Origin of the sequence: Rhizobium favelukesii (genome assembly GCF_000577275.2) — a bacterium.
Lineage (GTDB): Bacteria > Pseudomonadota > Alphaproteobacteria > Rhizobiales > Rhizobiaceae > Rhizobium > Rhizobium favelukesii.
On sequence record NZ_HG916852.1, the window covers coordinates 1608878 to 1634597 of the forward strand.

Sequence of the window (25720 nt, forward strand, 5' to 3'; positions counted from 1 at the left end):
AGAAAGGGGTGGAAACATGAACAAGAATGAACTCGTGTCCGCAGTTGCCGAAAAGGCAGGACTCTCGAAGACCGACGCTGCTTCCGCAGTTGATGCTGTTTTCGAAGTCGTCCAGGCTGAACTGAAGGGCAAGGGCGACGTTCGTCTCGCTGGTTTCGGTAGCTTCACCGTTTCCCATCGCGCTGCCACGAAGGGCCGCAACCCGTCCACCGGCGCTGAAGTCGATATTCCGGCTCGCAACGTGCCGAAGTTCACGCCCGGCAAGGGCCTGAAGGACGCCGTAAACGGCTGATATGAATTTGCTTGGCGGCCGGACCACCAGACCGGCGGTGTAAGTTTCGAAGGGTTCGGCCACGGCCGAACCCTTTTTGCTTTTCGCGGACTTGTCGGCACACGAAGCACGTCCTATGAAATGGTTGTTCTCAGGGCGGGGTGAAAGTCCCCACCGGCGGTAAGAGCTTCGGCTCAAGCCCGCGAGCGTCTTTCGGCCGATCTGCCGAAAGGGTCAGCAGATCCGGTGCAACTCCGGAGCCGACGGTTACAGTCCGGATGAAAGAGAATGAGCGGAGCGGGCGAGGGCGAAATCTGTCCTTGCCGTGACATCGCGCTCATGCGTCCTGATTTGTGTTGGTTTCGGATGAAAGACATGAATCAGACTTTCCAGATATCTTCTGCCTCGCGTGCAATGGTCGGTGCTGCCTGGATGGTCGCCGCGGGCATTGCCTTCTCGATCCTCAATGTCCTCACACAGTGGCTGACGATGAAGCTCGCCTTTCCCTCGGCCTCGGCAGCCTTCTGGCAGTATGCCATTGCATTGGTCTTCTCGTTGCCCTTTTTCCGGCGCGTCGGCCTCGGGGCGATGCGAACGCGCTATCCCTGGCGCCATGTCGTGCGCGTTGCCTTTGCGGCATTCGGCGTGACGACCTGGGTCGCAGGACTCGCGTCCGTACCGATCTGGCAGGCGATTGCGTTGGTGATGACCTCGCCGTTCTTCATCATCATGGGTGCACGCATCTTCCTTGGTGAATATATCGGTCCCGCGAGGTGGGCAGCGACCGGTACCGGCTTCGTCGGAGCGATGATCATCCTGCAGCCATGGTCCGATAGCTTCAGTTGGGCGGCGTTTTTGCCGATCCTCTCTGCCCTTCTGTGGGGCGCCTCGTCGCTGATCACCAAGAGTCTCACCGGAGTGGAACGGCCCGAAACCATCACCGTCTGGCTGCTGGCACTCCTCACTCCGATCAACGGCGGCTTGGCTGTGGCCGCCGGCCTCAGCATTCCCTCCGGCCTGACGCTTCTCCTTTTTGTCGTGGCAGGTCTGCTGACCGTCATGGCCCAATATTTCCTGACGCTCGCCTACAGCACGGCCGATGCCGCCTACATCCAGCCTTTCGACGATCTGAAGCTTCCCCTGAATGTTTTCGCCGGCTGGCTGGTCTTCGGCTATGCCCCGACCGGTTATCTCTGGTTGGGTGCGCTGCTGATCCTCGGGGCATCGCTCTTCATCATGCGGAACGAAATGAAAAAGGAGCGGGGGGCCGGCTAACGCAGCCGGAATACGGCGCAGGTGTCATTGCGCTGTCATGCCCGACCCGCAAAAACCCTGTGTTTGAATTCATGGGGGATTTCATGACAATATTTTCGCGCAAGACAGCGGTTGTTGCCGTGCTTCTGACGACGGCGGCCTTTCCGGCCGCCGCAGAGCCCGTTTTCAACCGCATCGCAACCTTCCCGGTGGCATCCAACCTGCCGGAGGGAAAAGACAAGCTTTCGGCCACGTCGGCGGAAATCATTACGGCCACTGACGACGGCATGACGCTGATCTACAGCGATAGCCCGCTCGGTGCGATCGGCTTTGTCGATATCTCAGACGCCAAGGCACCAAAGGCCGGTGGGGCGCTTATGATGGACGGCGAGCCGACATCCGTGACATCCGCTGCGGGCAAGGTGCTGGTTGCGGTCAATACGTCGAAGAGCAAGGCAAAGCCCTCGGGGCGCCTGGCGATCGTTGACGTTGCCACCAAGAAGATCGAGAGCACCTGTGATCTTGGCGGTCAGCCGGATTCCATCGCGCTCAACAAGGACAAGACCCTCGGCACGATCGCAATCGAGAACGAGCGTGACGGAGAGGTGAACGACGGCAAGATTCCGCAGCTGCCAGCCGGCGACCTGGTCGTATTCCAGGTCAAGGATGGCACGGTTGATTGCGGCTCGATCAAGCACGTCGCGCTGAGCGGACTTGCCGGGATCGCGGCCGACGATCCGGAACCGGAATTCGTCTCCCTCAACGATCAGAACGAGATCGCCCTGACCCTTCAGGAAAACAACGAAATCGTCATCATTGACGCGGTAACTGCGTCTGTGAAGACGCACTTCTCCGCGGGCAGCGTCGATCTTGCAGGCATCGACACCAAGCGCGATGGCGCGCTGAAGTTTGCCGGTGAGCTCAAGAACGTCGCACGCGAGCCTGACGCTGTGAAGTGGCTCGACAATGATCGTCTGGTCGTCGCCAACGAAGGCGACTATCAAGGCGGTTCGCGCGGTTTCACGATTTTCGACACAACCGGCAAGGTACTCTATGAGTCCGGTGCCTCCTTCGAACGCGCCGTTGCCAATATCGGTCATTATCCGGACAAGCGTTCATCCGCCAAGGGTGTCGAGCCGGAAGGCCTGGAAGTGGCAACGATCGGAGGTCAGAAATATATACTCCTGCTCGCGGAGCGCGCCTCCGTCGTCGGCGTCTACAAGGATACCGGTGCCGTGCCTCAACTCGTCCAGATCCTTCCGTCCGGCGTTTCACCTGAGGGCGCTGTCGCCGTTCCGTCGCGCAATCTTCTCGCCACCGCCAACGAAGTCGATCTCGGCAAGGATAGTGGCCCGCGGTCGCATGTGATGATCTATGAACTTGCCGAGGGTGAGATCGCCTATCCGAAGATCGTTGCCGCCGAAAAGGACGGCAACCCGGTTGGCTTTTCGGCGCTCTCCGGCCTTGCTGCCGTTCCGGAAAAGCCAGGCCAGCTGATTGCGGTCAGCGACAGCGTGCTCGGCATGCAGCCGACGATCTACACGATCGACGTAACCAAGGAGCCAGCCGTGATCACCGAGGCGCTGACCGTGAAGCGCGACGGCCAGCCGGCACAGAAGCTCGACATCGAGGGTGTGGCTGTCGATGAAAAGGGTTGGATCTGGCTGGCGTCGGAAGGCAACAGTGAGAAGCTGGTGCCGCACGCTCTCTATCACGTCAACCCAAAGGGCGAGATCAAGGAAGAGATAGCACTTCCGAAGGAGCTGGCGGCTAACGAAATCCGCTACGGCTTTGAAGGCGTGACGATCGTCGGCTCCGGCGACGACGCGACGCTCTGGATGGCCGTTCAGCGTGAGTGGAAGGATGACGAGAAGGGCTTTGTCAAACTCGTTTCCTACAATGCGAAGAGCAAGGAGTGGGGTGCCGTCCGCTACCCGCTCGACAAGTCCGAAGGGGGGTGGGTCGGTCTTTCCGAAATCTCCGCTCACGGCGACAGCGTCTACATCATCGAACGCGACAATCTCGTCGGTGACGCGGCAAAGCTGAAGAAACTCTACAAGGTGGCGATATCAGATCTGAAGCCCGCCAAGTTGGGCGGCGAGTTGCCGGTGGTCAAGAAGACTGAGGCTCACGACTTCCTTCCGGAGTTAAAGGCCGCCACCAACGGCTATGTTCTCGACAAGCTAGAAGGCTTCGCTTTCGATGCCTCCGGCAAGGCCTACGCGGTCACGGACAATGACGGCGTCGACGATTCCTCGGGTGAAACCCTGTTCTTCCCGGTCAATCTCGTCGGCACGAACTGAGATTGATCTATCAAGGAAACAGAATGGCCGGGTCTTAGCCCGGCCATTTTTTCTTGTGGTCGTCTTACCAGCGCTGGTGGACATAGGGAGCGACCAGCCGCTCGTAGATCTCGCGTGTTGCGTCCATCACTTCATGCGATAGCGGCGCGAGGCCAGCAGCTGCTGCGTTGGCGCGTGCATGTTCGGCGTTGCGTGCGCCGGGGATGACGACGGTTACCGAATCGCTCATCAGGATCCAGCGCAGCGCGAAGGCCGCCATTGTTGCGCCGGCCGGCACGAGCTTGCGCACTTCCTCCACAGCCTGCAGGCCGACCTCGAAGGGAACGCCGGCAAATGTCTCGCCGACGTCGAAGGCCTCGCCGTGGCGATTGAAATTGCGGTGATCGTCGCTCGCAAACTTCGTCTCGCGAGAGATCTTCCCGGACAACAGCCCGCTTGCGAGCGGCACGCGGGCGATGACCGCGATGTTCCTTCGTCGCGCCTCCTGGAAGAACAGGTGATCGGGCCGCTGGCGGAAGAGGTTGTAGATGATCTGGATGCTGACGACGCCAGGATACTCGATCGCCTTCAGCGCTTCCTCGACTTTTGCGACGCTGACGCCGTAGCCTCTGATCTTGCCGGCCTTCTGCAACTCATTCAGGCCTTCGAAGACCTCCGGGCGATAAAGCACCTCGGTCGGCGGGCAATGCAATTGCACGAGGTCGAGGCTGTCGACGCGCAGATTCTTCAGGCTGCGATCGATGAAGCCTTCGAGATTGGCCTTGGTGTAGCCGTCGGCAACATGCGGATTGAGCCGCCGACCTGCCTTGGTCGCAACCATCGGCCGTTCGCCGCCGCGGCTATCGAGAACGTCGGCAATGATCTTTTCCGACCGGCCATCGCCGTAAACGTCGGCGGTATCGATGAAGGTCATGCCGGCGTCGAGCGCCGCATTCAGCGCATCGCGACCGTCGGCTTCGCTGACATCGCCCCAGGCGCCGCCGATCTGCCATGCGCCGAAGCCGATATTCGTGACGGTGTGGGGCAGGTGACCGAAAGAATGCTGTTTCATGGAAATCCTCCGCGTGATGAAATGCCAGGCACTAGCAGTCGCCCAGGCAGGGAGCAAGCGTCTGCAGCCGAGATAGGGCGGCATCTGCCAAGCGTTGCCAATTCTGGCGAAGAGCGACGCAAACGGCGCGGTCGGCGACCGATTTGCCAGATATCGCTGTCGTCGGACACGTCGTATCACTGGCCGGTGACTGAAGGCCTGCTGGTCAACAGGACAGGCTGTACGATCGAGCCATACATCGCTTGGATGATGCGGACGCTTGGCTTACGGTCGGCTCAGACGGGCAGGTCAAGTTCGAAAGGAAAATCTGATGGAGATCAAACCCTGCGGATCACAACCCTCGATGAAGGCGCCGGCAGAGTATTTCACGGGATCCGTCCGCCAGGATCCATTGATGGATGCGCCGAGCCCGGCCCGGATGCGGGTGGTGAGCGTCACCTTCGAGCCAGGTTCCCGAACCGCATGGCACACCCATCCGCTGGGACAGACCCTCTTTGTCACCGCCGGAAAAGGCCTGGCGCAGAGCGAGGGCGGCCCCCTTCGTGAAATTCGCGCCGGCGATACGGTCTGGTTCGCGCCGGGCGAAAAACACTGGCATGGCGCCGCACCCGATACCGCGATGACGCACATCGCGATCCATGAAGCGCTTGACGGCAGCGCCGCCGACTGGATGGAACGCGTTACCGACGAGCAATACACCGGAACGGCCTGAGGTCAGAGACGCTTGAGACAGTAGGAAAAATGCGCGTGCGATTCGACCGTTAGGAACTCGAACTGCCAGCCATAATCCTTGCAGAATTTGGTGACCGCTTCGACGACGCCGTAGACGATCGGCTTCACAGTGTTGCCGGTGCAGAAATCGTGCCCGGCGATTCTTCCCGTTCGTTTCACTTTCTTCTCGCAAAGGAGGAGTTCCTGCCAGGTGAGCTCGAAGGAATGGTCCGTATCGATGTAGGCCCAGTCGAGGAAGTCATCGTCGAACTCGGCGAGCTTTTCGAGCGATGTGCCCTGCATCAGGTGCAGTTGTCCGCTCTCGATCTGGTCTTTGAATTGAGTGTGGATTTGATCGAGCCCCGAACTATAGCGGTCCATGCTCCAGGGATCGATCAGGTAAAGCTGCGCTGGCCGGTTCTTTTCGAGGATCTCTGCCGTGTACTCCCCAAAGGCGGCTCCGACTTCGACACCGATGCCGCCGTTCGGGATACGATAGAGCAACTCGCCCCGATCCGGCAGCAGCCTTGCGTTCTCCATGTGATGAGCGGCAAGCTGGGTCCTCGGCATGCTCGCCCGTTGTGCCTGCCGTTCCGCGCGTGTTTTCATGATGATGTCTCGGATGATGCTTGTACAATTGGACCGTGCGGCCCGTGAGAACCACCTTATAGCCAGTGCGACGTAAAGTTGGCTAGGCTTCTTCCTGAGGAAGGCGCAACGCAGATCGCCGACGTCTGATTCTATCGATAAATGAGCCAGTCCTTCGGCACGTGCGAGACATTCGTCACGCCATGTATGGAGACATTGTCTCCGCCCGATGCCTTTGCCATAGCGAGCGCTTGCTCGGCGAATGCGATCACGCCATCAGCAGTCAGGGCCTCCTTCGACATACATATCCCGACCGAGAATGAAAGCGCAGCGGCCCGTTTTCCGGATACTGGATGCACCACCGCAAGCCCCTTTATTCGATCGCGGAGCCTGTCGATGAGCCGCATGATTTCCGTCTCGTCTGCGGTTCGGAAAACGAAACCGAAGCGACCGCGATCGAAGCGGCAGGCCAGGTCTTCTTTGCTGGAGATCCCCTGGATCAGCTCGCCGATTTTCTTGAGGACGGGTTCGAGGAGGTTCGGAACGGCGGCAATCGTCTCATAGCCGTCGATGTCCGCAAAGGCGATTCCACAAAGATCAGGCAGCCCTGATTTCTCGTAGATCTTGGCTAGTTCCTTGTTGAACCCCCGGCGGTTCCCCAGCCCGGTCACCGTATCGACAAATCTGGCAGCGTTCGCCGCGGCGGTCTCTCGCTGCACCTCCTCAAGTTTCTGCGATTTCTCCACCACCTTCGAGGCGAGCATTGAGCTTTGTGCCTCGCGAGCGTGTGTGGCCGAGCTCACCGATTGCAACGATTGCGTGAGAGCGACCTTGTCTGTCACATCATTGGCTTCGAAAATTCGGGCAGCTTGGCTGATGACACTTCCGTAACGCGTAAGAGCGGACTTCTCCTCGTTGAGCAGGGAGAGGATGCTCTGCAGCTCCTGCTGCACCTGGCCGGAACGCGCCTCGAGTAGGCTGCCTTCGAAGTGATGGGGCAGGTAACGTCGGCAAATCGCATCCAGAGCATCCTGCGTCTTGACCGGGCCGAGCGACCTGAGTTCACGGGCGAGATCCGGACTATTGCCGGTCATGGCCTCGAACACGAGCTCATAGTTGCGCGGCAGCCCCTCGATACCCAATTGTTGCAAGACCGTTGCAACGCGAAAGGCCAGATTCGTGTGCGTATTGGGCTGCACCAGATGCTCTCCACCGTGACACTGTGTTTACCATCGATGAACTGCGGGAAGGGGCCGGATCACCGGCCAGCATGGCAGTCACTATTTAGGCAAGGTATGCTGGGGACTTCCTGCAGCGACCTTTGGCCGTGCCGAAAAGCATAAGAGATATGTATGAGAGAAACCGCAGAGCGTCATGCTCGCGCGGCAGACAACTTATAAGAACAATATTGCGCGCGCTCAATTAAAACGGAGTAAATGCCGAATTTGGCATAGAATGATGTGAACCTGCTGGCGCGCGTTTGGCTCCCAGCCGCTTGAGATCCGGTGGTCTTCGCTTGGCCGGCAGGCGTCTGCTGGCGCGGGCAGCGAAAGACGTTTTGCCAGTAGCAAATGCCATCGCGGATATGAACGGAAAGAATGGTGGGCGATGAGAGACTCGAACTCCCGACATCCTCGGTGTAAACGAGGCGCTCTACCAACTGAGCTAATCGCCCTCGCGAGAACGGTCCGGTTCGGTCCGCCGCGTCGGTGGCCGTGATCTATGCGGATCGCGGACAAACCGCAAGAGTGTTTGCGAAGATTTTTTGATTTTTTTGAGTGGAGCTGCTCGCCTTGCTTTGGTCTCGGCGATTTCTGAACTGTGGAAAACCGCAGGCTGGGCAGGCGAGGGCTGGGGAGTTGGTTGCCTGCCCGCAGCTCGGCAGGCACTCACTTAACAATACTTCGATTTTGCCCATGGAATTTGAGGCCCCGAAAACAATTCGCGGACTGTCATCGTTTTGTCTCTAAAGCTGCTTGACACTGAAATGCGAACCCCTTAGTTAGCCGCTCATCGAAGCGGCGAGGCTGCTTTGACATGGACGCGAAAGCTTCCGGATGCTTGAAATGAATGCGGGTGTAGCTCAGTCGGTTAGAGTGCCGGCCTGTCACGCCGGAGGTCGCGGGTTCGAGCCCCGTCACTCGCGCCATTTCAAGAAAAGGTACCACCTGGTGCTTGATCCGGTCCTTTGGTCCAACATGCGCGGGTGTAGCTCAGTCGGTTAGAGTGCCGGCCTGTCACGCCGGAGGTCGCGGGTTCGAGCCCCGTCACTCGCGCCATTCCGTCCCGGATAGGGTGTTTTTCTCTTCTTGTTGCATGCCTGCTTGGTCACCGGTTCCGATCTTTCCGTTGGCTTGGAGTTCGTCTTTCGTTGCGAGCCATGCAATATCCGACGGGCTGGCATGCAGTCTGAATCGACTTGTGTGGATTTGTCGCGACATCATTGCATCTGCTTGATAATGTCGCGCCTCGGCAGTCGAATTGGTGCTCTAAAAGTCTTGCGCCGTGGCGCTGGCTGCGCTAACCACGGCTGTGTTGCAACGCACGTTCGCTTGCCGGGCAATTGCCCACTTGCGCCTTCCTGGCGCAGCCCGCAAGCAGGGATGAACCTGATGACTGGACTGCTCAGTTCCTATATTCCGATCGCTATTTTCATTGGTATCGCCCTTGTAATCGGCCTGGCGCTTCTGATCGCGCCGTTTGCCGTTGCCTTCAAGGCGCCTGATTCCGAAAAGCTTTCGGCCTTCGAGTGCGGCTTCAACGCATTCGATGACGCTCGCATGAAGTTCGATATCCGTTTCTACTTGGTATCAATCCTCTTCATCATCTTCGACCTCGAAGTCGCTTTCCTCTTTCCGTGGGCCGTTTCGTTCGGCGCGATCGGCTGGTTCGGCTTCTGGTCCATGATGGTCTTCCTCGCTGTGCTGACCATCGGCTTTATCTATGAATGGAAAAAGGGAGCCCTGGAATGGGAGTAGCCCAAAGCGATAAGGCGCTCGTCGCGCCACACCCGAAGGGCATCATCGACCCGGCAACGGGAAAGCCGATCGGCAGCGACAGCGCCGTCTTCGGCGAAATCAACGATGAACTGGCCGATAAGGGCTTTCTCGTTACCTCGACCCGCGATCTGATCACCTGGGCCCGTACGGGCTCGTTGATGTGGATGCAATTCGGTCTGGCATGCTGTGCCGTCGAAGGCCTGATGCAGGTTTCCGGTCCGCGTTACGACATGGAGCGCTTCGGTGTTGCTCCGCGCGCTTCGCCGCGCCAGTCGGACGTTATGATCGTTGCCGGCACGCTGACCAACAAGATGGCGCCTGCGCTGCGCAAGGTCTACGACCAGATGCCTGAGCCGCGCTACGTCATCTCGATGGGATCCTGCGCCAATGGCGGCGGTTACTATCACTATTCCTATTCGGTCGTCCGTGGTTGCGACCGTGTCGTTCCTGTCGATATCTACGTGCCGGGCTGTCCCCCCACGGCAGAAGCGCTGCTCTACGGGGTGCTGCTTCTGCAGAAGAAGATCCGTCGAACCGGAACGATCGAGCGCTAAGGGCGGAGGACTGTCATGACTGAAGCCTTGAGCGAATTGTCTTCGTATCTCCGCGAGATGCGCGGCGATCTCTTTCTCGATGCATCCATCAGCTACGATGAGCTGAACGTCGCTGCGACGCCGGAAACGATTCTGGCGCTGCTGACGTTCCTGCGCGACGACGCACGCTGCGGCTTCATCAGCATGATCGATATCTGCGGTGTAGACTGGCCGCAGCGCGAAAAGCGTTTCGATGTCGTCTATCACCTGCTGTCGCCGAAGCAAAACCTGCGCATCCGTGTCAAGGTTGCCGTGGCTGACGGCGAACCGGTGCCGTCGGCAACCGCCGTTTATAAGGGTGCCGAATGGTTCGAGCGGGAAGCCTGGGACATGTACGGCATTCCGTTCTCCGGTCATGCGGACCTGCGCCGTCTTCTCACCGATTACGGTTTCGAGGGCCACCCGCTGCGCAAGGACTTCCCGACGACGGGTTACGTCGAAGTGCGTTATGACGATGCTGCCAAGCGCGTTGTCTACGAACCCGTCGAACTGAAGCAGGAATTCCGCAATTTCGACTTCATGTCCCCTTGGGAGGGCACGGACTACGTGCTGCCGGGAGACGAGAAGGCGGCGAAGTGAAGATGAGGCTCGGATTCTTGAAGCCTCTCTGCTTTTCGTCTCATGCCAATTGCCAGCGCGGAGCGCGTCGCTATGACTGAACATAACGTTCGCAATTTTACGATCAATTTCGGACCGGAGCATCCGTCCGCGCACGGTGTTCTGCGTCTCGTGCTTGAGCTCGATGGTGAAATCATCGAGCGCGTCGATCCGCATATCGGCCTTCTGCATCGGGGCACTGAAAAGCTGATCGAGACGAAGACCTACCTGCAGGCCGTTCCCTATTTCGATCGTCTCGACTACGTCGCGCCGATGAACCAGGAACACGCTTTCGCGCTCGCCGTCGAAAAGATGCTGAAGCTCGAAATTCCGATTCGCGGTCAGCTCATTCGCGTTCTCTACTCCGAAATTGGCCGAATCTTGTCGCACATCATGAACGTGACGACGCAGGCCATGGACGTCGGTGCGATGACGCCGCCGGTCTGGGGTTTCGAAGAGCGCGAAAAGCTGATGGTGTTTTATGAGCGCGCCTGCGGCGCCCGTATGCACTCAGCCTATTTCCGTCCGGGTGGCGTTCACCAGGACCTCCCGCCGGAGCTGGTCGAGGATATCGGGAAGTGGTGCGATCCCTTCTTAAAGATCCTCGACGATATCGAAGGCCTGCTGACCGACAACCGTATCTTCAAGCAGCGTAACGTCGATATCGGCGTCGTATCGCTGGAAGACGCATGGTCGTGGGGCTTCTCGGGCGTCATGGTGCGCGGTTCGGGCGCTGCCTGGGATCTGCGCCGCTCGCAGCCCTACGAGTGTTACAACGATATGGAATTCGACATTCCGATCGGCAAGAACGGCGACTGCTACGATCGCTACCTGATCCGCATGATCGAGATGCGCCAGTCGGTTCGCATCATGAAGCAGTGCGTCGAGCGCCTGATGGGCAGTGCCAAGACCGGTCCGGTCTCGTCGATCGACGGCAAGGTCGTTCCGCCGAAGCGCGGCGAGATGAAGCGTTCGATGGAAGCGCTCATTCACCACTTCAAGCTCTACACGGAAGGCTATCACGTGCCGGCCGGCGAAGTGTATGCGGCCGTCGAAGCGCCGAAGGGCGAATTCGGCGTCTACGTCGTCGCCGATGGCAGCAACAGGCCGTACCGCTGCAAGATCCGTGCACCGGGCTACGCCCACCTGCAGGCGATGGACTTCCTCTGCAAGGGCCACATGCTCGCTGACGTGACGGCCGTGCTCGGTTCGCTCGACATCGTGTTCGGTGAGGTAGACCGCTGATGAAGCTGCCGCCGCTTGCTGCTGTAGTTCTCCTTGCTGCCTCCGGGGCCGTCGCCCAGGACGTCGGCGGAATGGGCCCGAAGCTGGGCCAGGGCGAGGTGCAGCCGCCGGCAGCAAAGGCCTCGATGGGCGACCTGTTGTCCAAGGGCTATGAAATCAAGGCCGCCGTTCCGAACGGCGGCAAGTTCGTTGTGTTTTTGCAAAAAGACCAGTCGGCCTACGCATGCGAGATGAAGTCTCTGACGGCATCGCAGTGTGGGACCATAAACTGACAAGGCGTGAGGAAGAATGTCCGTTCGTCGATTAGCCGAAGATCAATTCCAGCCTGCCGCGTTCGCCTTCAATGACGAGAACGCGCTCCGGGCGGAAAAGACGATCAAGAAATATCCCGCTGGCCGTCAGCAATCCGCGGTCATCCCGCTGTTGATGCGGGCGCAGGAGCAGGATGGTTGGGTCACGCGCCCCGCGATCGAAAAGATCGCCGACATGCTCGACATGGCCTATATCCGCGTTCTCGAAGTTGCGACCTTCTACACGCAGTTCCAGCTGAACCCGGTCGGTACGCGCGCCCACGTCCAGGTGTGCGGCACAACGCCCTGCATGCTGCGCGGCTCGGAAAGCCTGATGGCGGTCTGCAAGAGCAAGATCCACCATCACCCCTTTGAGCGTAACGCTGACGGCACGCTCTCCTGGGAAGAAGTCGAGTGTCTTGGGGCCTGCGTCAACGCGCCTATGGTCATGATCGGCAAGGATACGTACGAGGACCTGACGCCGGAACGTCTTGAAGAAATCATTGATACCTTCGAGGCCGGCAATGGCGCGAGCATCACGCCCGGCCCGCAGATCGACCGTCACTTCTCGTCGCCGGAGGGCGGCCCGACGACGCTGACGGAAGACGAACCGAAGGCAAAGAAGGCGCCTGCAAAGAAGGCCGTTGCCGAAGCTGCGACGGCAAAGGTCGATGCTGCTCCGGTTCCGCCGTCTGAAGCTGCGCGCCCGAAGAGCACCGATGCTGAAACCAACGCTGCATTGAAGACGCCGGCAACGGCGCCGAAGGCGGCCGCCAGGAACGTGAAGGCTGTCGAAGAACAGGCGGCTGCTGCACCGGCAGCGGCTCCGGTTGCCACGGCAAAGCCCTCGCTTACCGACAAAAACCGTCCGGCCGGCATCGAAAAACCGGCTGCTCCGGATGATCTGAAGCTGATCTCCGGCGTCGGTCCGAAGATCGAAGGCACGCTCCACGAACTCGGCATCTTCACTTTCGCGCAGGTCGCGAGCTGGAAGAGGGCCGAACGCGAATGGGTTGATGGCTACCTGAATTTCAAGGGCCGCATCGAGCGCGACGACTGGGTCAAGCAGGCCAAGGCGCTCGCCAAGGGCGGCGAAGCCGAATACATTAAAGTCTTCGGTAAGAAGCCGCGGTAAGGGGTGAAGCATGTTACAAGATAAAGACCGCATCTTTACCAATATCTACGGCCTCAAGGACAAGTCTCTGAAGGGCGCGATGAGCCGCGGCCACTGGGACGGCACCAAGCAGATCCTCGAAAAGGGTCGCGACTGGATCATCAACGAGATGAAGGCATCGGGCCTTCGCGGCCGAGGCGGCGCGGGTTTCCCGACCGGTCTCAAGTGGTCCTTTATGCCGAAGGAAAGCGACGGACGCCCACATTATCTCGTCGTCAATGCCGACGAATCGGAGCCCGGCACCTGCAAGGACCGGGACATCATGCGCCATGATCCGCATACGCTGATCGAGGGCTGCGTGATCGCCAGCTTCGCCATGGGTGCAAACGCGGCCTATATCTACGTCCGCGGCGAATATATCCGTGAGCGTGAAGCCCTGCAGGCGGCGATCGACGAATGCTATGATTACGGCCTGCTCGGCAAGAACAACAAGCTGGGCTGGGACATGGACATCTTCGTCCATCACGGCGCCGGCGCCTATATCTGCGGCGAAGAAACCGCTCTGCTCGAAAGCCTGGAAGGCAAGAAGGGCCAGCCGCGCCTGAAGCCGCCGTTCCCGGCCAACATGGGTCTCTACGGCTGCCCGACGACGGTCAACAACGTCGAATCGATCGCGGTTGCTCCGACCATTCTGCGCCGCGGCGCTGGCTGGTTCTCGTCGATCGGTCGTCCGAACAACGTCGGCACCAAGCTGTTCATGCTGTCGGGCCACGTCAACAAGCCGTGCACCGTCGAAGAGGAAATGGGCATCACTTTCCGCGAGCTCGTCGATCGCCACGCAGGCGGCATCCGCGGCGGTTGGGACAACCTGCTTGCAGTGATTCCGGGCGGCGCATCGTGCCCGATCGTTCCGGCAAAGGACATCATCGACTGCCCGATGGACTTCGATGGCCTGCGCGCGGTCGGTTCTTCCTTCGGTACGGCCGCTGCGATCGTCATGGACAAGTCCACCGATGTCATCAAGGCCATCGCCCGCATCTCGGCGTTCTTCAAGCATGAGAGCTGCGGCCAGTGTACGCCGTGCCGCGAAGGTACCGGCTGGATGTGGCGCGTGATGGAGCGCATGGCCAAAGGCAATGCCCACAAGCGCGAAATCGACATGCTGTTCCAGGTCACCAAGCAAATCGAAGGTCACACTATCTGTGCGCTCGGTGATGCTGCCGCATGGCCGGTGCAGGGTCTGATCCGTAACTTCCGTCACGAGATCGAAGCGCGTATCGACCAGTATACGGCAAGCGCACTGGATCACGGGGCGGTTCTCGAGGCTGCAGAGTAAGGCTGATGACGAAGGCGTCCGATAGCACTGACAAGGAAGGGGTGGCTGATTTCTCGGCCGACTTCGGCCGCCTTGCTGCCGAGATGCTGGAAAACGCCCGTGCGCTGCCGGTGCCGTCCGTGATGGTCAATCCGGCTGCGGCAATGGCGGCGGCTACCGCGATCGGTTTCGGCTTTTCGACGCAGATGGCCGGCGCATTCTTCGGAGCGCTGCAGGGCGCGCTCGATGCAACGAGCAAGCTCGCCTCCGTTCTCGACGAAACGCCGCCCGATGAGGGCAAGCCGCAAGTCGAGGTCCGGCCGGAGAGGGCGCCTGCCAGGAAGGTTGCAGACAAAGTCAGGCTTTCGGTTGTTCCGGTTAGGCAACCGAATGCCACGCCTGAAGTGGTTGCCAAACCCGCTTCAGGCGCTCGAAAGGCGGACGATCTGAAGCAGATTTCCGGCGTCGGTCCGAAGATCGAGCAGGTGCTGAACGCCAGGGGCATTCGCTCCTTCGCCATAATCGCCGGCTGGTCGGACGAGGACGCGGCGCACATCGACGCCGAACTCGGCTTCGACGGGCGGATCGCCCGCGATGGCTGGGTTGCGCAGGCCAAGGCGCTGATCGCCAAGGGGCGAAAGCGGAAGTGAATTTTCGGCCGAAACGGCCGGAGCAGGGTCAAGGCTGAAGAGGACGGGCAGGCGCCCGAAACTGCGAAGGCCGAAGGCTGATCCCGGGTCTCGGGATCGGCAGAGAATTTGAGCGACACCGATGCCAACGGGACAAGAATCCGGCCTGGCAGCGAAACTGTTGCAAAGTGGGTTTGTTTGCCGCCATCCGGCAAACGGAAAACAGGACTGAGTGACGATGGCAAAACTGAAGATTGACGGTAACGAGATCGAAGTACCCGATCATTACACCCTCATTCAGGCGTGTGAGGAAGCCGGTGCTGAAGTTCCGCGCTTCTGCTTCCATGAGCGCCTTTCGGTTGCCGGCAACTGCCGCATGTGCCTCGTTGAGGTAAAAGGCGGCCCGCCGAAGCCGCAGGCATCCTGCGCCATGGGCGTGCGCGATATCCGCGGCGGCCCGAACGGCGAACTGCCGGAGGTCTTCACCAACACGCCGATGGTCAAGAAGGCCCGTGAAGGCGTGATGGAGTTCCTGCTGATCAACCATCCGCTGGATTGCCCGATCTGCGACCAGGGCGGCGAATGCGACCTGCAGGACCAGGCGATGGCCTTTGGCATCGATAGCTCGCGCTATCAGGAAGACAAGCGCGCCGTCGAAGACAAGTACATCGGACCGCTCGTCAAGACGGTCATGAACCGCTGCATTCACTGCACGCGTTGCGTCCGCTTCACGACCGAGGTAGCCGGCATTTCCGAACTCGGCCTGATCGGCCGCGGCGAGGACGCCGAAATCACGACCTACCTCGAGCAGGCGATGACCTCCGAGCTGCAGGGCAATGTCGTCGACCTTTGCCCGGTTGGCGCTCTGACCTCGAAGCCGTTCGCCTTCACGGCCCGTCCTTGGGAATTGAACAAGACCGAAACGATCGACGTCATGGACGCACTCGGTTCCGCAATCCGTGTTGACACGCGCGGCCGCGAAGTCATGCGCGTGATGCCGCGGGTCAACGACCAGATCAATGAAGAGTGGATTTCCGACAAGAGCCGCTTCATCTGGGACGGCCTTAAGACGCAGCGCCTCGACCGCCCATACGTCCGCAAGGACGGCCGCCTGCAGGCTGCGACCTGGGGCGAAGCTTTCGGCGCGATCAAGGCTGCCGTTGCCGCGACCAGCGGCGAGAAGGTCGGCGCAATAGCCGGCGACCTCGCATCCGTCGAAGAAATGTACGCACTGTCGGAACTCGTGAAGTCGCTCGGTTCCGAGAACCTCGACTGTCGCCAGGATGGGACGGCACTTGATCCGTCGCTCGGCCGCGCAAGCTACCTCTTCAACCCGACGATCGAAGGCATCGAGCAGGCGGACGCACTGCTGATCATCGGCGCCAACCCGCGCTTCGAAGCCGCCGTGCTCAACGCCCGCATCCGCAAGCGCTGGCGCCGCGGCAACTTCCCGATCGGGGTGATCGGCGAAGCTGGCGAACTGCGCTACGGCCATGAATATCTCGGCGCTGGCCCGGACACGCTGAAGGATCTCGCTGACGACAACCACGCCTTCGCCAAGGTTCTGACGGATGCCAAGAAGCCGCTGATCATCATCGGCCAGGGCGCTCTGTCGCGCAGCGATGGTGCTGGTGTTCTCGCAACTGCTGCAAAGCTTGCCGGCACGGTCGGTGCAGTCGTGGAAGGCTGGAACGGCTTTGCTGTTCTGCACACGGCGGCATCGCGCGTCGGCGGTCTCGACCTCGGCTTCGTGCCCGGTGCAAAGGGCGTCAACGCTGCAGAGATGCTGGCATCAATGGATGTTCTCTTCCTGCTTGGCGCCGACGAACTTGATTTCGCCGCCAAGAAGGCAAAGCTGACGGTCTACATCGGATCGCACGGTGACCACGGTGCCCACAATGCCGATGTCATCCTGCCGGCGGCAGCCTACACCGAGAAGTCCGGCACCTGGGTCAACACCGAGGGTCGCGTTCAGATGGGCAATCGAGCCGGCTTCGCACCGGGTGACGCCCGCGAAGACTGGGCGATCCTGCGCGCGCTTTCCGACGTGCTCGGCAAGAAGCTTCCGTTTGACTCGCTTGGCGAATTGCGTGCAAAGCTCTATGCGGCCTTCCCCCATTTCGCAGCGCTTGACGAGATCGCTGAAAGCGACAGCGCCAAAATTGCCGCAGTTGCGAAAAAAGCCGGCAAGATGAACAAATCCGGGTTTGCTTCGCCGGTCAAAGACTTCTATTTGACGAACCCGATCGCGCGCGCTTCGGCAGTGATGGCCGAGTGCTCGGCATTGGCCCGCAACAACTTCAAAGTCGCGGCAGAGTAAGGGCAGGGGACTATGGAATCGTTTGTTTCAACTTATGTCTTGCCTGGCCTCCTCATGGTCGGTCAGTCGCTTCTTCTCCTGGTCTGCTTGCTCGTCTTCATCGCCTACATCCTGTTGGCAGACCGCAAGATCTGGGCAGCAGTGCAGCTCCGCCGAGGTCCGAATGTGGTAGGTCCGTGGGGACTTTTCCAGTCCTTCGCCGACCTTTTGAAGTTCGTCTTCAAGGAGCCGGTCATTCCGGCCGGCGCCAACAAGGCGGTCTTCCTGCTGGCGCCGCTCGTGACCGTGCTTCTGGCGCTGTCGACCTGGGCCGTCGTGCCTCTGGCTGATGGATGGGTCATCGCCAACATCAATGTCGGCATCCTGTACATCTTCGCGATCTCCTCGCTTGAAGTGTATGGCATCATCATGGGTGGCTGGGCCTCGAACTCGAAGTATCCGTTCCTCGGCGCGCTCCGCTCGGCCGCGCAGATGGTGTCCTACGAAGTCTCTATCGGCTTCGTCATCGTCACAGTCCTGCTCTGCGTCGGTTCGTTGAACCTGACGGATATCGTCCATGCCCAGCAGGCCGGCCTCGGCACGCGCCTCGGTCTGCCATCGTCGTTCCTCGACTGGCATTGGCTGGCGCTGTTCCCGATGTTCATCATCTTCTTCATTTCGGCGCTGGCCGAAACGAATCGCCCGCCTTTCGACCTTCCGGAAGCAGAATCGGAACTCGTCGCCGGCTTCATGGTCGAATACGGCTCCTCGCTCTACATGATGTTCATGCTCGGCGAATATGCGGCCATCGTTTTGATGTGCTCGCTGACGACCATCCTGTTCCTGGGGGGGTGGCTGCCGCCGGTCGACGTATGGTTCCTGAACTGGGTACCGGGCGTCATCTGGTTCACGCTGAAGTCGTGCCTGGTGTTCTTCATGATCGCGATGGTCAAGGCATTTGTCCCGCGCTATCGCTACGACCAACTGATGCGCCTGGGCTGGAAGGTCTTCCTTCCCTTGTCGCTCGCCATGGTCGTTATCGTTGCATTCGTGCTGAAGCTGACGGGTTGGGCATGATCATGCCGGCCCTCGTTTCAAGCAATATTGGAGGTTGAAGATGGCAGGCTTGTCCAACGCTGTCAGCTCGCTGTTCCTGAAGGAATTCGTCAGTGCGTTCTGGCTGACCTTCCGGTACATTTTTAAGCAGAAAGCAACAATCAACTACCCGTTCGAAAAGGGGCCGGTCAGCCCGCGCTTCCGCGGCGAACACGCACTGCGTCGCTATCCCAACGGCGAAGAGCGCTGCATCGCCTGCAAGCTCTGCGAGGCGATCTGTCCTGCCCAGGCGATCACCATCGAAGCTGGTCCCCGCCGCAACGATGGCACGCGCCGCACGGTTCGTTACGACATCGACATGGTAAAGTGCATCTACTGCGGCTTCTGCCAGGAGGCATGTCCGGTCGATGCGATCGTCGAAGGTCCGAATTTCGAATTTGCAACGGAAACCCGCGAAGAACTCTACTTCGACAAGGCGCGGCTTCTGGAGAACGGCGACCGTTGGGAGCGCGAAATCGCGCGCAACATCGCGCTGGACGCACCGTACCGTTGATCGAAATTGAAATGCCGGAATGCCGCCCGTCGCGCGGCTACCGGTCAACATGCACCGAGGCTTTGCCGGACCCGTCCATGCGAAGCTTCATCGGGCAGGGAAACTCCCGGCTGCCCGGGGGAAGATGAAAAAGGCACCAACATGGGTCTGCAGGCTCTATTTTTCTATCTTTTCGCCTTTGTCGCGGTAGCGTCGGCGTTCATGGTCATTTGGTCGAAGAATCCGGTACATTCGGTTCTCTTCCTGATCCTGGTTTTCTTCAACGCGGCCGGCCTCTTCCTGCTGCTCGGCGCCGAATTCCTTGCGATGATCCTGCTCGTCGTTTACGTCGGTGCCGTGGCGGTTCTCTTCCTCTTCGTGGTCATGATGCTTGACATCGACTTCACGGAGCTGCGCGCCGGCGTTCTCGAGTACGCGCCGATCGGTGCGATAATCGGGTTGATCCTGGCGGCTGAGCTCATCGTTGTCGTCGGCGGTACGGTCATTTCGCCGGAGATCGCCAAGACGGTCGCGATGCCGATCCCGGCTCTGACCGAGCGGACGAATACCGCTGCACTCGGCGACGTGCTCTATACGAATTACGTCTACTTCTTCCAGATCGCTGGTCTCGTGCTGCTCGTCGCTATGATCGGTGCGATCGTGCTGACGCTCAAGCATCGCACGCACATCAAGCGGCAGGACATTGCCAGACAGGTTGCCCGCAATCCGGCGACCGCCGTTGAGGTGGTCAAGGTCAAGCCGGGGCAGGGCGTTTAAGGCAGGCGCGAGCTTAAGGAACAAACACAATGGTCATCGGACTTTCCCATTACCTGACGGTCAGCGCCATCCTCTTCACGCTCGGCGTCTTCGGCATCTTCCTGAACCGGAAGAACATCATCGTCATCCTGATGTCGATCGAGCTCATCCTGCTCGCGGTCAACATCAACATGGTCGCCTTCTCGTCGTTCCTGAATGACATCGTCGGCCAGGTTTTTGCACTGTTCATTCTGACCGTCGCTGCAGCTGAAGCGGCAATCGGTCTTGCAATTCTCGTCGTCTTCTACCGCAACCGCGGCTCGATCGGCGTCGAAGACGTCAATATGATGAAGGGCTGAGGGCTCATGTTTTTATATAAAGCTATCGTCTTTCTTCCCCTGATTGGCGCGATCATCGCCGGCCTCTTCGGCCGCGCGATCGGCGCCAAGGCATCGGAATACGTTACCTGCGGCCTGATGATCATCGCCGCGGTGCTGTCGTGGTATGTCTTCATCACCGTCGGCATGGGTCACCATGAAGGCGGCCCGATCAAGGTTGAAGTCCTGCGCTGGATCCAGTCCGGCGGCATTGACGTTTCCTGGTCGCTGCGCGTCGACACGCTCACCTCCGTCATGCTGATCGTCGTCAACACGGTCTCGACGCTGGTGCACGTCTATTCGATCGGATACATGCATCATGATCCGCATCGCCCGCGCTTCTTCGCCTACCTCTCGCTCTTCACCTTCGCCATGCTGATGCTGGTGACCGCCGACAATCTGGCCCAGATGTTCTTCGGCTGGGAGGGCGTTGGTCTGGCCTCGTATCTGCTCATCGGCTTCTGGTTCAAGAAGCCGTCGGCAAACGCCGCCGCAATCAAGGCCTTCATCGTCAACCGCGTTGGCGACTTCGGCTTCATCCTCGGTATTTCCAGCCTGTTCGTACTCTTCGGCTCGATCAACCTCGACACCATCTTCGCGAACGCAGCGAGCTTTGCTCCGGCCGAAGCCGGCGGCGCGGGCGGCGAAATCGTTCTCAACCTCTTCGGCATGCACCTCGACAAGGCACATGCGCTGACCGGGGCCTGCCTTCTTCTCTTCATGGGCGCAATGGGTAAGTCGGCACAATTCCTGCTGCACACCTGGTTGCCTGATGCCATGGAAGGCCCGACGCCGGTGTCGGCACTCATCCATGCCGCGACCATGGTTACCGCAGGCGTCTTCCTCGTTGCCCGCATGTCGCCGTTGTTCGAGCTTTCGCCAGATGCGCTTGTCTTCGTAACGACGATCGGTGCCATCACGGCCTTCTTCGCCGCAACTGTCGGCCTCGTTCAGAACGACATCAAGCGCGTCATCGCTTATTCGACCTGCTCGCAGCTCGGCTACATGTTCGTCGCTCTCGGCGTCGGTGCATATGGCGCTGCAATCTTCCATCTCTTCACGCACGCCTTCTTCAAGGCTCTGCTGTTCCTCGGTGCCGGCTCGGTCATCCACGCCGTCGATGGTGAGCAGGACATGCGGTACATGGGTGGCCTGCGGACACACATCCCCGTCACCTTCTGGATGATGACGATTGGCACGCTGGCACTGACCGGCGTCGGCATTCCGTTCACGCCGTTCGGCTTTGCCGGCTTCTTCTCGAAGGACGTCATCATCGAAGCGACTTACGCTTCGCATTCGCCGGTCGCGGGCTTCGCCTTCACGCTCCTGGTCATTGCAGCTCTGTTCACCAGTTTCTATTCCTGGCGCCTGGCGTTTCTGACCTTCTTCGGACAGCCGCGCGCCTCGCACGAAGTCATGCACCACGTCCATGAATCGCCGCAAGTCATGCTGGTTCCGCTCTATCTTCTCGCTGCCGGTGCGGTTCTGGCAGGCGTGCTGTTTGAAGGCCGCTTCTATGGCGAGGAGTATGCCGAGTTCTGGAAGGGCGCGCTCTTCACCTCCAAGGAAAACGAGCTGCTTGAGCAGTTCCACCACGTTCCCGCGTGGGTCGGCCTCAGCCCCTTCATTGCGATGGTCGTTGGCTTCGTCACGGCCTGGTACATGTACATCAAGTCGCCATCGACGCCGCGCATCCTCGCGCAGCAGCATCGGGTTCTGTACCAGTTCCTGCTCAACAAGTGGTACTTCGACGAACTTTACGACTTCCTGTTCGTACGCTCGGCAAAGGCGCTCGGCCGCTTCTTGTGGCAAAAAGGTGACGTCGGCGTCATCGACACCTACGGCCCGAACGGCATCGCTGCCCGCGTCGTCGATGTCACCAACCGCGTCGTGCGCTTGCAGACCGGTTACCTCTATCACTACGCGTTCGCCATGCTGATCGGCGTTGCGGCGCTTGTTACCTGGATGATGCTCGGGAGTTCCTTCTGATGACCGATTGGCCTATTCTTTCAACGGTCACCTTCCTGCCGCTCGTCGGCGTGGTGCTCCTACTGCTGATGAATGAAAACGGTCCGAGTGGCCGCCGCAACGTGCTCAACATCTCGTTGATGACGACGGTCGTGACGTTCGTCCTTTCGCTCCTCCTCTGGATTGGTTTCGACAATGCGAACCCGGGCTTCCAGATGATCGAGAAGCATGGCTGGCTTGGCACCGGCATCAGCTATCATCTCGGCGTTGACGGGATCTCGATGCTCTTCGTGATCCTGACGACCTTCCTCATGCCTTTCTGCGTGCTGGCGAGCTGGCTGTCGATCGAGAAGCGCCTGAAGGACTACATGATCGCTTTCCTGATCCTGGAAGTGATGATGGTCGGCGTCTTCGTTTCGCTTGATATCGTTCTCTTCTACGTCTTCTTCGAAGCCGGCCTCATTCCGATGTTCCTCATCATCGGTGTCTGGGGCGGCAAGGATCGCGTCTACGCCAGCTACAAGTTCTTCCTCTACACGCTGCTCGGCTCCGTTCTGATGCTGCTTGCCATTATGGCGATGTACTGGCAGGCCGGCACGACCGATATTCAGGCACTGCTCGCCTACCAGTTCCCGCCGCAGATGCAGACCTGGCTCTGGCTTGCCTTCTTCGCGTCATTCGCGGTGAAGATGCCGATGTGGCCGGTTCATACCTGGCTTCCAGACGCGCACGTTCAGGCGCCGACGGCCGGCTCGGTCATCCTGGCCGGCGTGCTTCTGAAGCTCGGCGGCTACGGCCTGATCCGCTTCTCGCTCGGCATGTTCCCGGTTGCCTCCGAGTTCTTCGCACCGCTCGTCTTCGCGCTGTCTGTGATCGCCATCATCTACACCTCGCTGGTGGCGCTGATGCAGGACGATATGAAGAAACTGATCGCCTACTCGTCCGTTGCCCACATGGGTTACGTGACGATGGGCATCTTTGCGGCCAACGCGCAGGGTCTGCAGGGCTCGATCTTCCAGATGCTGTCGCACGGCATCGTCTCGGGCGCTCTCTTCCTTTGCGTCGGCGTCATCTACGACCGAACCCATACGCGAGAGATTGCGGCCTATGGCGGTCTGGTCAACAACATGCCGAAATACGCCGTTGCGATGATGGTCTTCACGATGGCGAACGTCGGCCTGCCGGGCACCTCGGGCTTCATCGGCGAATTCCTGACCCTGATTGGCGTCTTCCGCGTCAACACCTGGGTCGCGCTCTTCGCCGCAACGGGTGTTATCCTCTCCGCTGCCTATGCGCTCTGGCTCTATCGCAGGGTCATCTTCGGCGCGCTAGAAAAGGAAAAGCTCAAGGCGCTGCTCGACCTTTCCCGGCGTGAACAGCTGATCCTCTATCCGATGATCGCACTGACCATCTTCTTCGGCGTCTATCCGGCTCCGGTCTTCGATGTGACCGCTGCATCGGTTGACCAGCTGATCCATAGCTATACGGCCGCAGTCCAGGCAGCGCACGACGTTGCGCTGTCGATGAAATGATGACGGGACTTTTGGGACATGACCTCTGAAACAATTCTCGCAAGCCTGCATCTTTCCATTCCGGAGTTGATCCTCGCGGTCGGCGCCTTGGTGTTGTTGATGGTCGGCGTCTTCTCGGGAGAACGCTCCGGCCGCATGGTCAGCGTTCTCGCGCTGATCGTGCTGGCGGCGGCCGCTCTCTGGCTGATCGTCCTTCCGAGTGAAGGTGTTGCATACGGCGGCGTCTTCCTGTCGGACGGCTTCGGTCGCTTCATGAAGATCACGGCGCTGGTCGGTTCGAGCGTGGCGCTCTTCATGTCGCTCGGCCTTGCCAGGGAAAACCAGCTCGACAAGTTCGAGTTTCCGGTTCTGCTGTTGCTCTGCACGCTCGGCATTCTGCTGATGATTTCGGCCAACGACCTTATCTCGCTTTATCTCGGCCTCGAACTGCAGTCGCTCGCAATCTACGTCGTTGCTGCGATCAATCGCGACAGCGTCAAGTCCACGGAAGCCGGGCTGAAGTACTTCGTGCTCGGCGCGCTCTCCTCGGGCATGCTGCTTTACGGCATGTCGCTGGTCTATGGCTTCACCGGCCACACGCAGTTCGCTGCGATTGCTCAGGTATTGACTGTTGACGGCGCGCGTTCGCTCGGCCTCATTTTCGGCCTTGTCTTCATCCTTGCCGGTATCGCCTTCAAGATTTCGGCCGTTCCGTTCCATATGTGGACGCCGGACGTTTACGAAGGTGCGCCGACCCCGGTCACGGCTTTCCTTGCAAGCGCCCCGAAGGTTGCTGCGATGGCGATGATGACCCGCATCGTCATCACCGCCTTCCAGCCGGTTCTGGCCGACTGGCAGCAGGTCGTGGTCTTCATTTCGATCGCCTCCATGCTGCTCGGCTCCTTCGCCGCAATCGGTCAGAGGAACATCAAGCGCCTGATGGCCTATTCGTCGATCGGCCACATGGGCTATGCGCTGGTTGGTCTTGCCTCCGGCACGCAGACCGGCGTCTCGGGTGTCATGCTCTACATGGTCATCTACATGGTCATGACACTCGGCAGCTTTGCGATCATCATGTCGATGCGCCGCAAGGACGGCACGGTTGTCGAGGAGGTCAACGATCTGGCCGGCCTATCGACCACCAATCCGTTCATGGCGACGGTGCTGACCATCCTGATGTTCTCGCTGGCCGGTATTCCTCCGCTCGCAGGCTTCTTCGCGAAGTACTTCGTGTTTGTCGCTGCAATTGAGGCAAAGCTCTATGCGCTTGCCATCATCGGCATTCTCGCATCGGTCGTCGGCGCGTACTACTATCTCCGCGTCATCAAGCTGATGTGGTTCGATGAAGCCACCGACGAATTTGCTCGCGTGTCCGGTTCGCTGCGCCTGGTCTTCGGTGTCTCCGGTCTCTTCGTTCTCGCCTATGTCCTTATCGGCGGTCCGATCGGCGGCGCGGCCGAGCTTGCTGCTGCGACGCTGTTTTGATGAACTCTGAGGCACGGCGCCGGATATCGCTCGACGATTTCAGGCACGAGGCCCTGTCGGAGACATCGTCCACCAATAGCGAATGCCTTGCCCGAGCCCGGGCAGGGGACCGCGGCCTCCTCTGGGTGACGGCGGAAAAGCAGACCGGCGGCCGCGGCCGCCGAGGACGCCCCTGGGTTTCGGAACGGGGCAATCTCTACGCCTCGCTTCTACTCATCGATCCGGCGCCTATGGAGCGTCTGGGCTCACTGCCGCTGGCAATTGCCGTCGCGGTACATCAGGCCGTGCGCCAGGTGCTGCCGCACACGGCCGAGCGGCTGGAAGTGAAATGGCCGAACGATATCCTGATCGGGCGAAAGAAGACCTGCGGCATTCTCGTCGAGGCCGAAGCCTTGCCGGATGGGCGCCAGGCCCTCGTCATCGGTATCGGCATCAACGTTGCGTTCATGCCCGACAACCCGCTTTACCCTGTGACTTGCCTACGCGAGCAGGGGAGCTTTGCTTCCCCTGAAGAGGTTTTCGCGCATCTCTTCGCGTCGATGGCCGAAGTCCTCGAGGCATGGGATCGCGGCCGCGGAGTGCGCGAAATCACCGAACGCTGGCGCCAAGTCGCCTGCGGTATCGGCGAAAAGATAACTGTGAATCTGCCGGACCGGTCGATTTCCGGCCACTTCGCCGGAATTGATGTTAATGGCCTGTTGATGCTCGATACTGGCGCAGGCAGGATGATGACGATTGCCGCCGGCGATGTCTTCTTTGGTTGATTGGAAAAAAGA

24 protein-coding genes, 3 tRNA genes and 1 riboswitch are annotated in these 25720 nt (G+C 59.8%); of the genes, 23 read left to right on the forward strand and 4 right to left on the reverse strand.

Going from position 1 to position 25720, the window contains the following annotated elements:
• Positions 1–16: 16 nt before the first annotated feature.
• The 3 genes from hupB to LPU83_RS46425 all read left to right on the forward strand — a co-directional run bounded on the left by hupB (position 17) and on the right by LPU83_RS46425 (position 3828).
• Positions 17–292, forward strand: a complete 276-nt coding sequence (hupB, locus tag LPU83_RS46415) for a DNA-binding protein HupB (protein ID WP_007531759.1) — start codon at positions 17–19, stop codon at positions 290–292.
• A 122-nt stretch (positions 293–414) separates the two neighbouring features.
• A riboswitch (FMN riboswitch) is annotated at positions 415–565 on the forward strand.
• 81 nt (positions 566–646) lie between these two features.
• Entirely contained in the window at positions 647–1546 is a 900-nt protein-coding gene (locus LPU83_RS46420; RefSeq protein WP_024314731.1) for a DMT family transporter, read from the forward strand.
• Between the two features lie 71 nt (positions 1547–1617).
• Entirely contained in the window at positions 1618–3828 is a 2211-nt protein-coding gene (locus LPU83_RS46425; RefSeq protein ID WP_024314730.1) for an esterase-like activity of phytase family protein, read from the forward strand.
• A 64-nt stretch (positions 3829–3892) separates the two neighbouring features.
• On the opposite strand, the gene LPU83_RS46430 is transcribed toward LPU83_RS46425, so the two are convergent.
• On the reverse strand, positions 3893–4879 hold the full coding sequence (locus LPU83_RS46430) for an aldo/keto reductase (protein WP_024314729.1): 987 nt from the start codon (positions 4877–4879) through the stop codon (positions 3893–3895).
• A gap of 310 nt (positions 4880–5189) precedes the next feature.
• On the opposite strand from LPU83_RS46430, the gene LPU83_RS46435 reads away from it, so the two are divergent.
• Positions 5190–5591 (forward strand): (R)-mandelonitrile lyase, encoded by a 402-nt coding sequence (locus tag LPU83_RS46435; RefSeq protein WP_024314728.1) that lies wholly within the window; start codon positions 5190–5192, stop codon positions 5589–5591.
• Positions 5592–5593: 2 nt separating this feature from the next.
• Here the strand turns inward: LPU83_RS46435 and LPU83_RS46440 are convergent, their stop codons facing one another.
• From LPU83_RS46440 to LPU83_RS46450, 3 genes are all read right to left on the reverse strand, one after another.
• Positions 5594–6199, reverse strand: a complete 606-nt coding sequence (locus tag LPU83_RS46440) for a class I SAM-dependent methyltransferase (protein WP_024314727.1) — start codon at positions 6197–6199, stop codon at positions 5594–5596.
• Between the two features lie 131 nt (positions 6200–6330).
• Positions 6331–7377 carry a GGDEF domain-containing protein gene (locus LPU83_RS46445; protein ID WP_024314726.1) on the reverse strand — a complete coding sequence of 349 codons (1047 nt, stop codon included), beginning with the start codon at positions 7375–7377 and terminating at the stop codon, positions 6331–6333.
• A gap of 400 nt (positions 7378–7777) precedes the next feature.
• Positions 7778–7853, reverse strand: a tRNA-Val gene (locus tag LPU83_RS46450).
• Positions 7854–8250: 397 nt separating this feature from the next.
• On the opposite strand from LPU83_RS46450, the gene LPU83_RS46455 reads away from it, so the two are divergent.
• The 19 genes from LPU83_RS46455 (at position 8251) to LPU83_RS46545 (ending at position 25708) form a co-directional block, all read left to right on the forward strand.
• A tRNA-Asp gene (locus LPU83_RS46455) sits at positions 8251–8327 on the forward strand.
• A 53-nt stretch (positions 8328–8380) separates the two neighbouring features.
• Positions 8381–8457 (forward strand) — tRNA-Asp (locus LPU83_RS46460).
• A 333-nt stretch (positions 8458–8790) separates the two neighbouring features.
• The gene (locus tag LPU83_RS46465; RefSeq protein ID WP_007789653.1) at positions 8791–9156 is read left to right on the forward strand and encodes an NADH-quinone oxidoreductase subunit A; all 366 of its coding nucleotides are present in this window, start codon (positions 8791–8793) and stop codon (positions 9154–9156) included.
• Complete coding sequence (locus tag LPU83_RS46470) at positions 9147–9731, forward strand: NuoB/complex I 20 kDa subunit family protein (RefSeq protein WP_024314725.1); 585 nt, start codon at positions 9147–9149, stop codon at positions 9729–9731. Before LPU83_RS46465 ends, LPU83_RS46470 begins: the two co-directional genes overlap by 10 nt.
• A 15-nt stretch (positions 9732–9746) precedes the next feature.
• Positions 9747–10349, forward strand: a complete 603-nt coding sequence (locus LPU83_RS46475) for an NADH-quinone oxidoreductase subunit C (RefSeq protein ID WP_024314724.1) — start codon at positions 9747–9749, stop codon at positions 10347–10349.
• Between the two features lie 72 nt (positions 10350–10421).
• On the forward strand, positions 10422–11612 hold the full coding sequence (locus LPU83_RS46480; protein WP_024314723.1) for an NADH-quinone oxidoreductase subunit D: 1191 nt from the start codon (positions 10422–10424) through the stop codon (positions 11610–11612).
• Positions 11612–11884: a hypothetical protein gene (locus LPU83_RS46485; protein ID WP_024314722.1), complete on the forward strand. Its 273-nt coding sequence runs from the start codon at positions 11612–11614 to the stop codon at positions 11882–11884. Before LPU83_RS46480 ends, LPU83_RS46485 begins: the two co-directional genes overlap by 1 nt.
• A 16-nt stretch (positions 11885–11900) precedes the next feature.
• Positions 11901–13037 carry an NADH-quinone oxidoreductase subunit E gene (locus LPU83_RS46490; RefSeq protein WP_024314721.1) on the forward strand — a complete coding sequence of 379 codons (1137 nt, stop codon included), beginning with the start codon at positions 11901–11903 and terminating at the stop codon, positions 13035–13037.
• Between the two features lie 10 nt (positions 13038–13047).
• Positions 13048–14352: an NADH-quinone oxidoreductase subunit NuoF gene (nuoF, locus tag LPU83_RS46495; RefSeq protein ID WP_024314720.1), complete on the forward strand. Its 1305-nt coding sequence runs from the start codon at positions 13048–13050 to the stop codon at positions 14350–14352.
• A 2-nt stretch (positions 14353–14354) separates the two neighbouring features.
• On the forward strand, positions 14355–14981 hold the full coding sequence (locus tag LPU83_RS46500; RefSeq protein ID WP_197901955.1) for a 5' DNA nuclease: 627 nt from the start codon (positions 14355–14357) through the stop codon (positions 14979–14981).
• Positions 14982–15198: 217 nt separating this feature from the next.
• Positions 15199–17280, forward strand: a complete 2082-nt coding sequence (nuoG, locus tag LPU83_RS46505; protein ID WP_024314718.1) for an NADH-quinone oxidoreductase subunit NuoG — start codon at positions 15199–15201, stop codon at positions 17278–17280.
• Positions 17281–17292: 12 nt separating this feature from the next.
• Positions 17293–18336 carry an NADH-quinone oxidoreductase subunit NuoH gene (nuoH, locus tag LPU83_RS46510; RefSeq protein WP_024314717.1) on the forward strand — a complete coding sequence of 348 codons (1044 nt, stop codon included), beginning with the start codon at positions 17293–17295 and terminating at the stop codon, positions 18334–18336.
• Between the two features lie 40 nt (positions 18337–18376).
• On the forward strand, positions 18377–18868 hold the full coding sequence (gene nuoI, locus LPU83_RS46515; RefSeq protein ID WP_007789671.1) for an NADH-quinone oxidoreductase subunit NuoI: 492 nt from the start codon (positions 18377–18379) through the stop codon (positions 18866–18868).
• Positions 18869–19009: 141 nt separating this feature from the next.
• Positions 19010–19624 (forward strand): NADH-quinone oxidoreductase subunit J, encoded by a 615-nt coding sequence (locus tag LPU83_RS46520; RefSeq protein ID WP_024314716.1) that lies wholly within the window; start codon positions 19010–19012, stop codon positions 19622–19624.
• 29 nt (positions 19625–19653) lie between these two features.
• Entirely contained in the window at positions 19654–19962 is a 309-nt protein-coding gene (gene nuoK / locus LPU83_RS46525; RefSeq protein ID WP_007531803.1) for an NADH-quinone oxidoreductase subunit NuoK, read from the forward strand.
• 6 nt (positions 19963–19968) lie between these two features.
• Complete coding sequence (gene nuoL, locus LPU83_RS46530; RefSeq protein ID WP_024314715.1) at positions 19969–21969, forward strand: NADH-quinone oxidoreductase subunit L; 2001 nt, start codon at positions 19969–19971, stop codon at positions 21967–21969.
• Entirely contained in the window at positions 21969–23480 is a 1512-nt protein-coding gene (locus LPU83_RS46535) for an NADH-quinone oxidoreductase subunit M (RefSeq protein WP_024314714.1), read from the forward strand. Before nuoL ends, LPU83_RS46535 begins: the two co-directional genes overlap by 1 nt.
• A gap of 18 nt (positions 23481–23498) precedes the next feature.
• Complete coding sequence (nuoN, locus tag LPU83_RS46540) at positions 23499–24944, forward strand: NADH-quinone oxidoreductase subunit NuoN (protein WP_024314713.1); 1446 nt, start codon at positions 23499–23501, stop codon at positions 24942–24944.
• The gene (locus LPU83_RS46545) at positions 24944–25708 is read left to right on the forward strand and encodes a biotin--[acetyl-CoA-carboxylase] ligase (protein ID WP_024314712.1); all 765 of its coding nucleotides are present in this window, start codon (positions 24944–24946) and stop codon (positions 25706–25708) included. Before nuoN ends, LPU83_RS46545 begins: the two co-directional genes overlap by 1 nt.
• The last annotated feature ends 12 nt before the right edge of the window (positions 25709–25720 follow it).

Coding starts and splice junctions, on each gene's coding strand:
- hupB (WP_007531759.1), top strand. CDS start 17: ATGAACAAGAATGAACTCGTGTCCGCAGTTGCCGAAAAGGCAGGACTC.
- LPU83_RS46420 (WP_024314731.1), top strand. CDS start 647: ATGAATCAGACTTTCCAGATATCTTCTGCCTCGCGTGCAATGGTCGGT.
- LPU83_RS46425 (WP_024314730.1), top strand. CDS start 1,618: ATGGGGGATTTCATGACAATATTTTCGCGCAAGACAGCGGTTGTTGCC.
- LPU83_RS46430 (WP_024314729.1), bottom strand. CDS start 4,879: ATGAAACAGCATTCTTTCGGTCACCTGCCCCACACCGTCACGAATATC.
- LPU83_RS46435 (WP_024314728.1), top strand. CDS start 5,190: ATGGAGATCAAACCCTGCGGATCACAACCCTCGATGAAGGCGCCGGCA.
- LPU83_RS46440 (WP_024314727.1), bottom strand. CDS start 6,199: ATGAAAACACGCGCGGAACGGCAGGCACAACGGGCGAGCATGCCGAGG.
- LPU83_RS46465 (WP_007789653.1), top strand. CDS start 8,791: ATGACTGGACTGCTCAGTTCCTATATTCCGATCGCTATTTTCATTGGT.
- LPU83_RS46470 (WP_024314725.1), top strand. CDS start 9,147: ATGGGAGTAGCCCAAAGCGATAAGGCGCTCGTCGCGCCACACCCGAAG.
- LPU83_RS46475 (WP_024314724.1), top strand. CDS start 9,747: ATGACTGAAGCCTTGAGCGAATTGTCTTCGTATCTCCGCGAGATGCGC.
- LPU83_RS46480 (WP_024314723.1), top strand. CDS start 10,422: ATGACTGAACATAACGTTCGCAATTTTACGATCAATTTCGGACCGGAG.
- LPU83_RS46485 (WP_024314722.1), top strand. CDS start 11,612: ATGAAGCTGCCGCCGCTTGCTGCTGTAGTTCTCCTTGCTGCCTCCGGG.
- LPU83_RS46490 (WP_024314721.1), top strand. CDS start 11,901: ATGTCCGTTCGTCGATTAGCCGAAGATCAATTCCAGCCTGCCGCGTTC.
- nuoF (WP_024314720.1), top strand. CDS start 13,048: ATGTTACAAGATAAAGACCGCATCTTTACCAATATCTACGGCCTCAAG.
- nuoG (WP_024314718.1), top strand. CDS start 15,199: ATGGCAAAACTGAAGATTGACGGTAACGAGATCGAAGTACCCGATCAT.
- nuoH (WP_024314717.1), top strand. CDS start 17,293: ATGGAATCGTTTGTTTCAACTTATGTCTTGCCTGGCCTCCTCATGGTC.
- nuoI (WP_007789671.1), top strand. CDS start 18,377: ATGGCAGGCTTGTCCAACGCTGTCAGCTCGCTGTTCCTGAAGGAATTC.
- LPU83_RS46520 (WP_024314716.1), top strand. CDS start 19,010: ATGGGTCTGCAGGCTCTATTTTTCTATCTTTTCGCCTTTGTCGCGGTA.
- nuoK (WP_007531803.1), top strand. CDS start 19,654: ATGGTCATCGGACTTTCCCATTACCTGACGGTCAGCGCCATCCTCTTC.
- nuoL (WP_024314715.1), top strand. CDS start 19,969: ATGTTTTTATATAAAGCTATCGTCTTTCTTCCCCTGATTGGCGCGATC.
- LPU83_RS46535 (WP_024314714.1), top strand. CDS start 21,969: ATGACCGATTGGCCTATTCTTTCAACGGTCACCTTCCTGCCGCTCGTC.
- nuoN (WP_024314713.1), top strand. CDS start 23,499: ATGACCTCTGAAACAATTCTCGCAAGCCTGCATCTTTCCATTCCGGAG.
- LPU83_RS46545 (WP_024314712.1), top strand. CDS start 24,944: ATGAACTCTGAGGCACGGCGCCGGATATCGCTCGACGATTTCAGGCAC.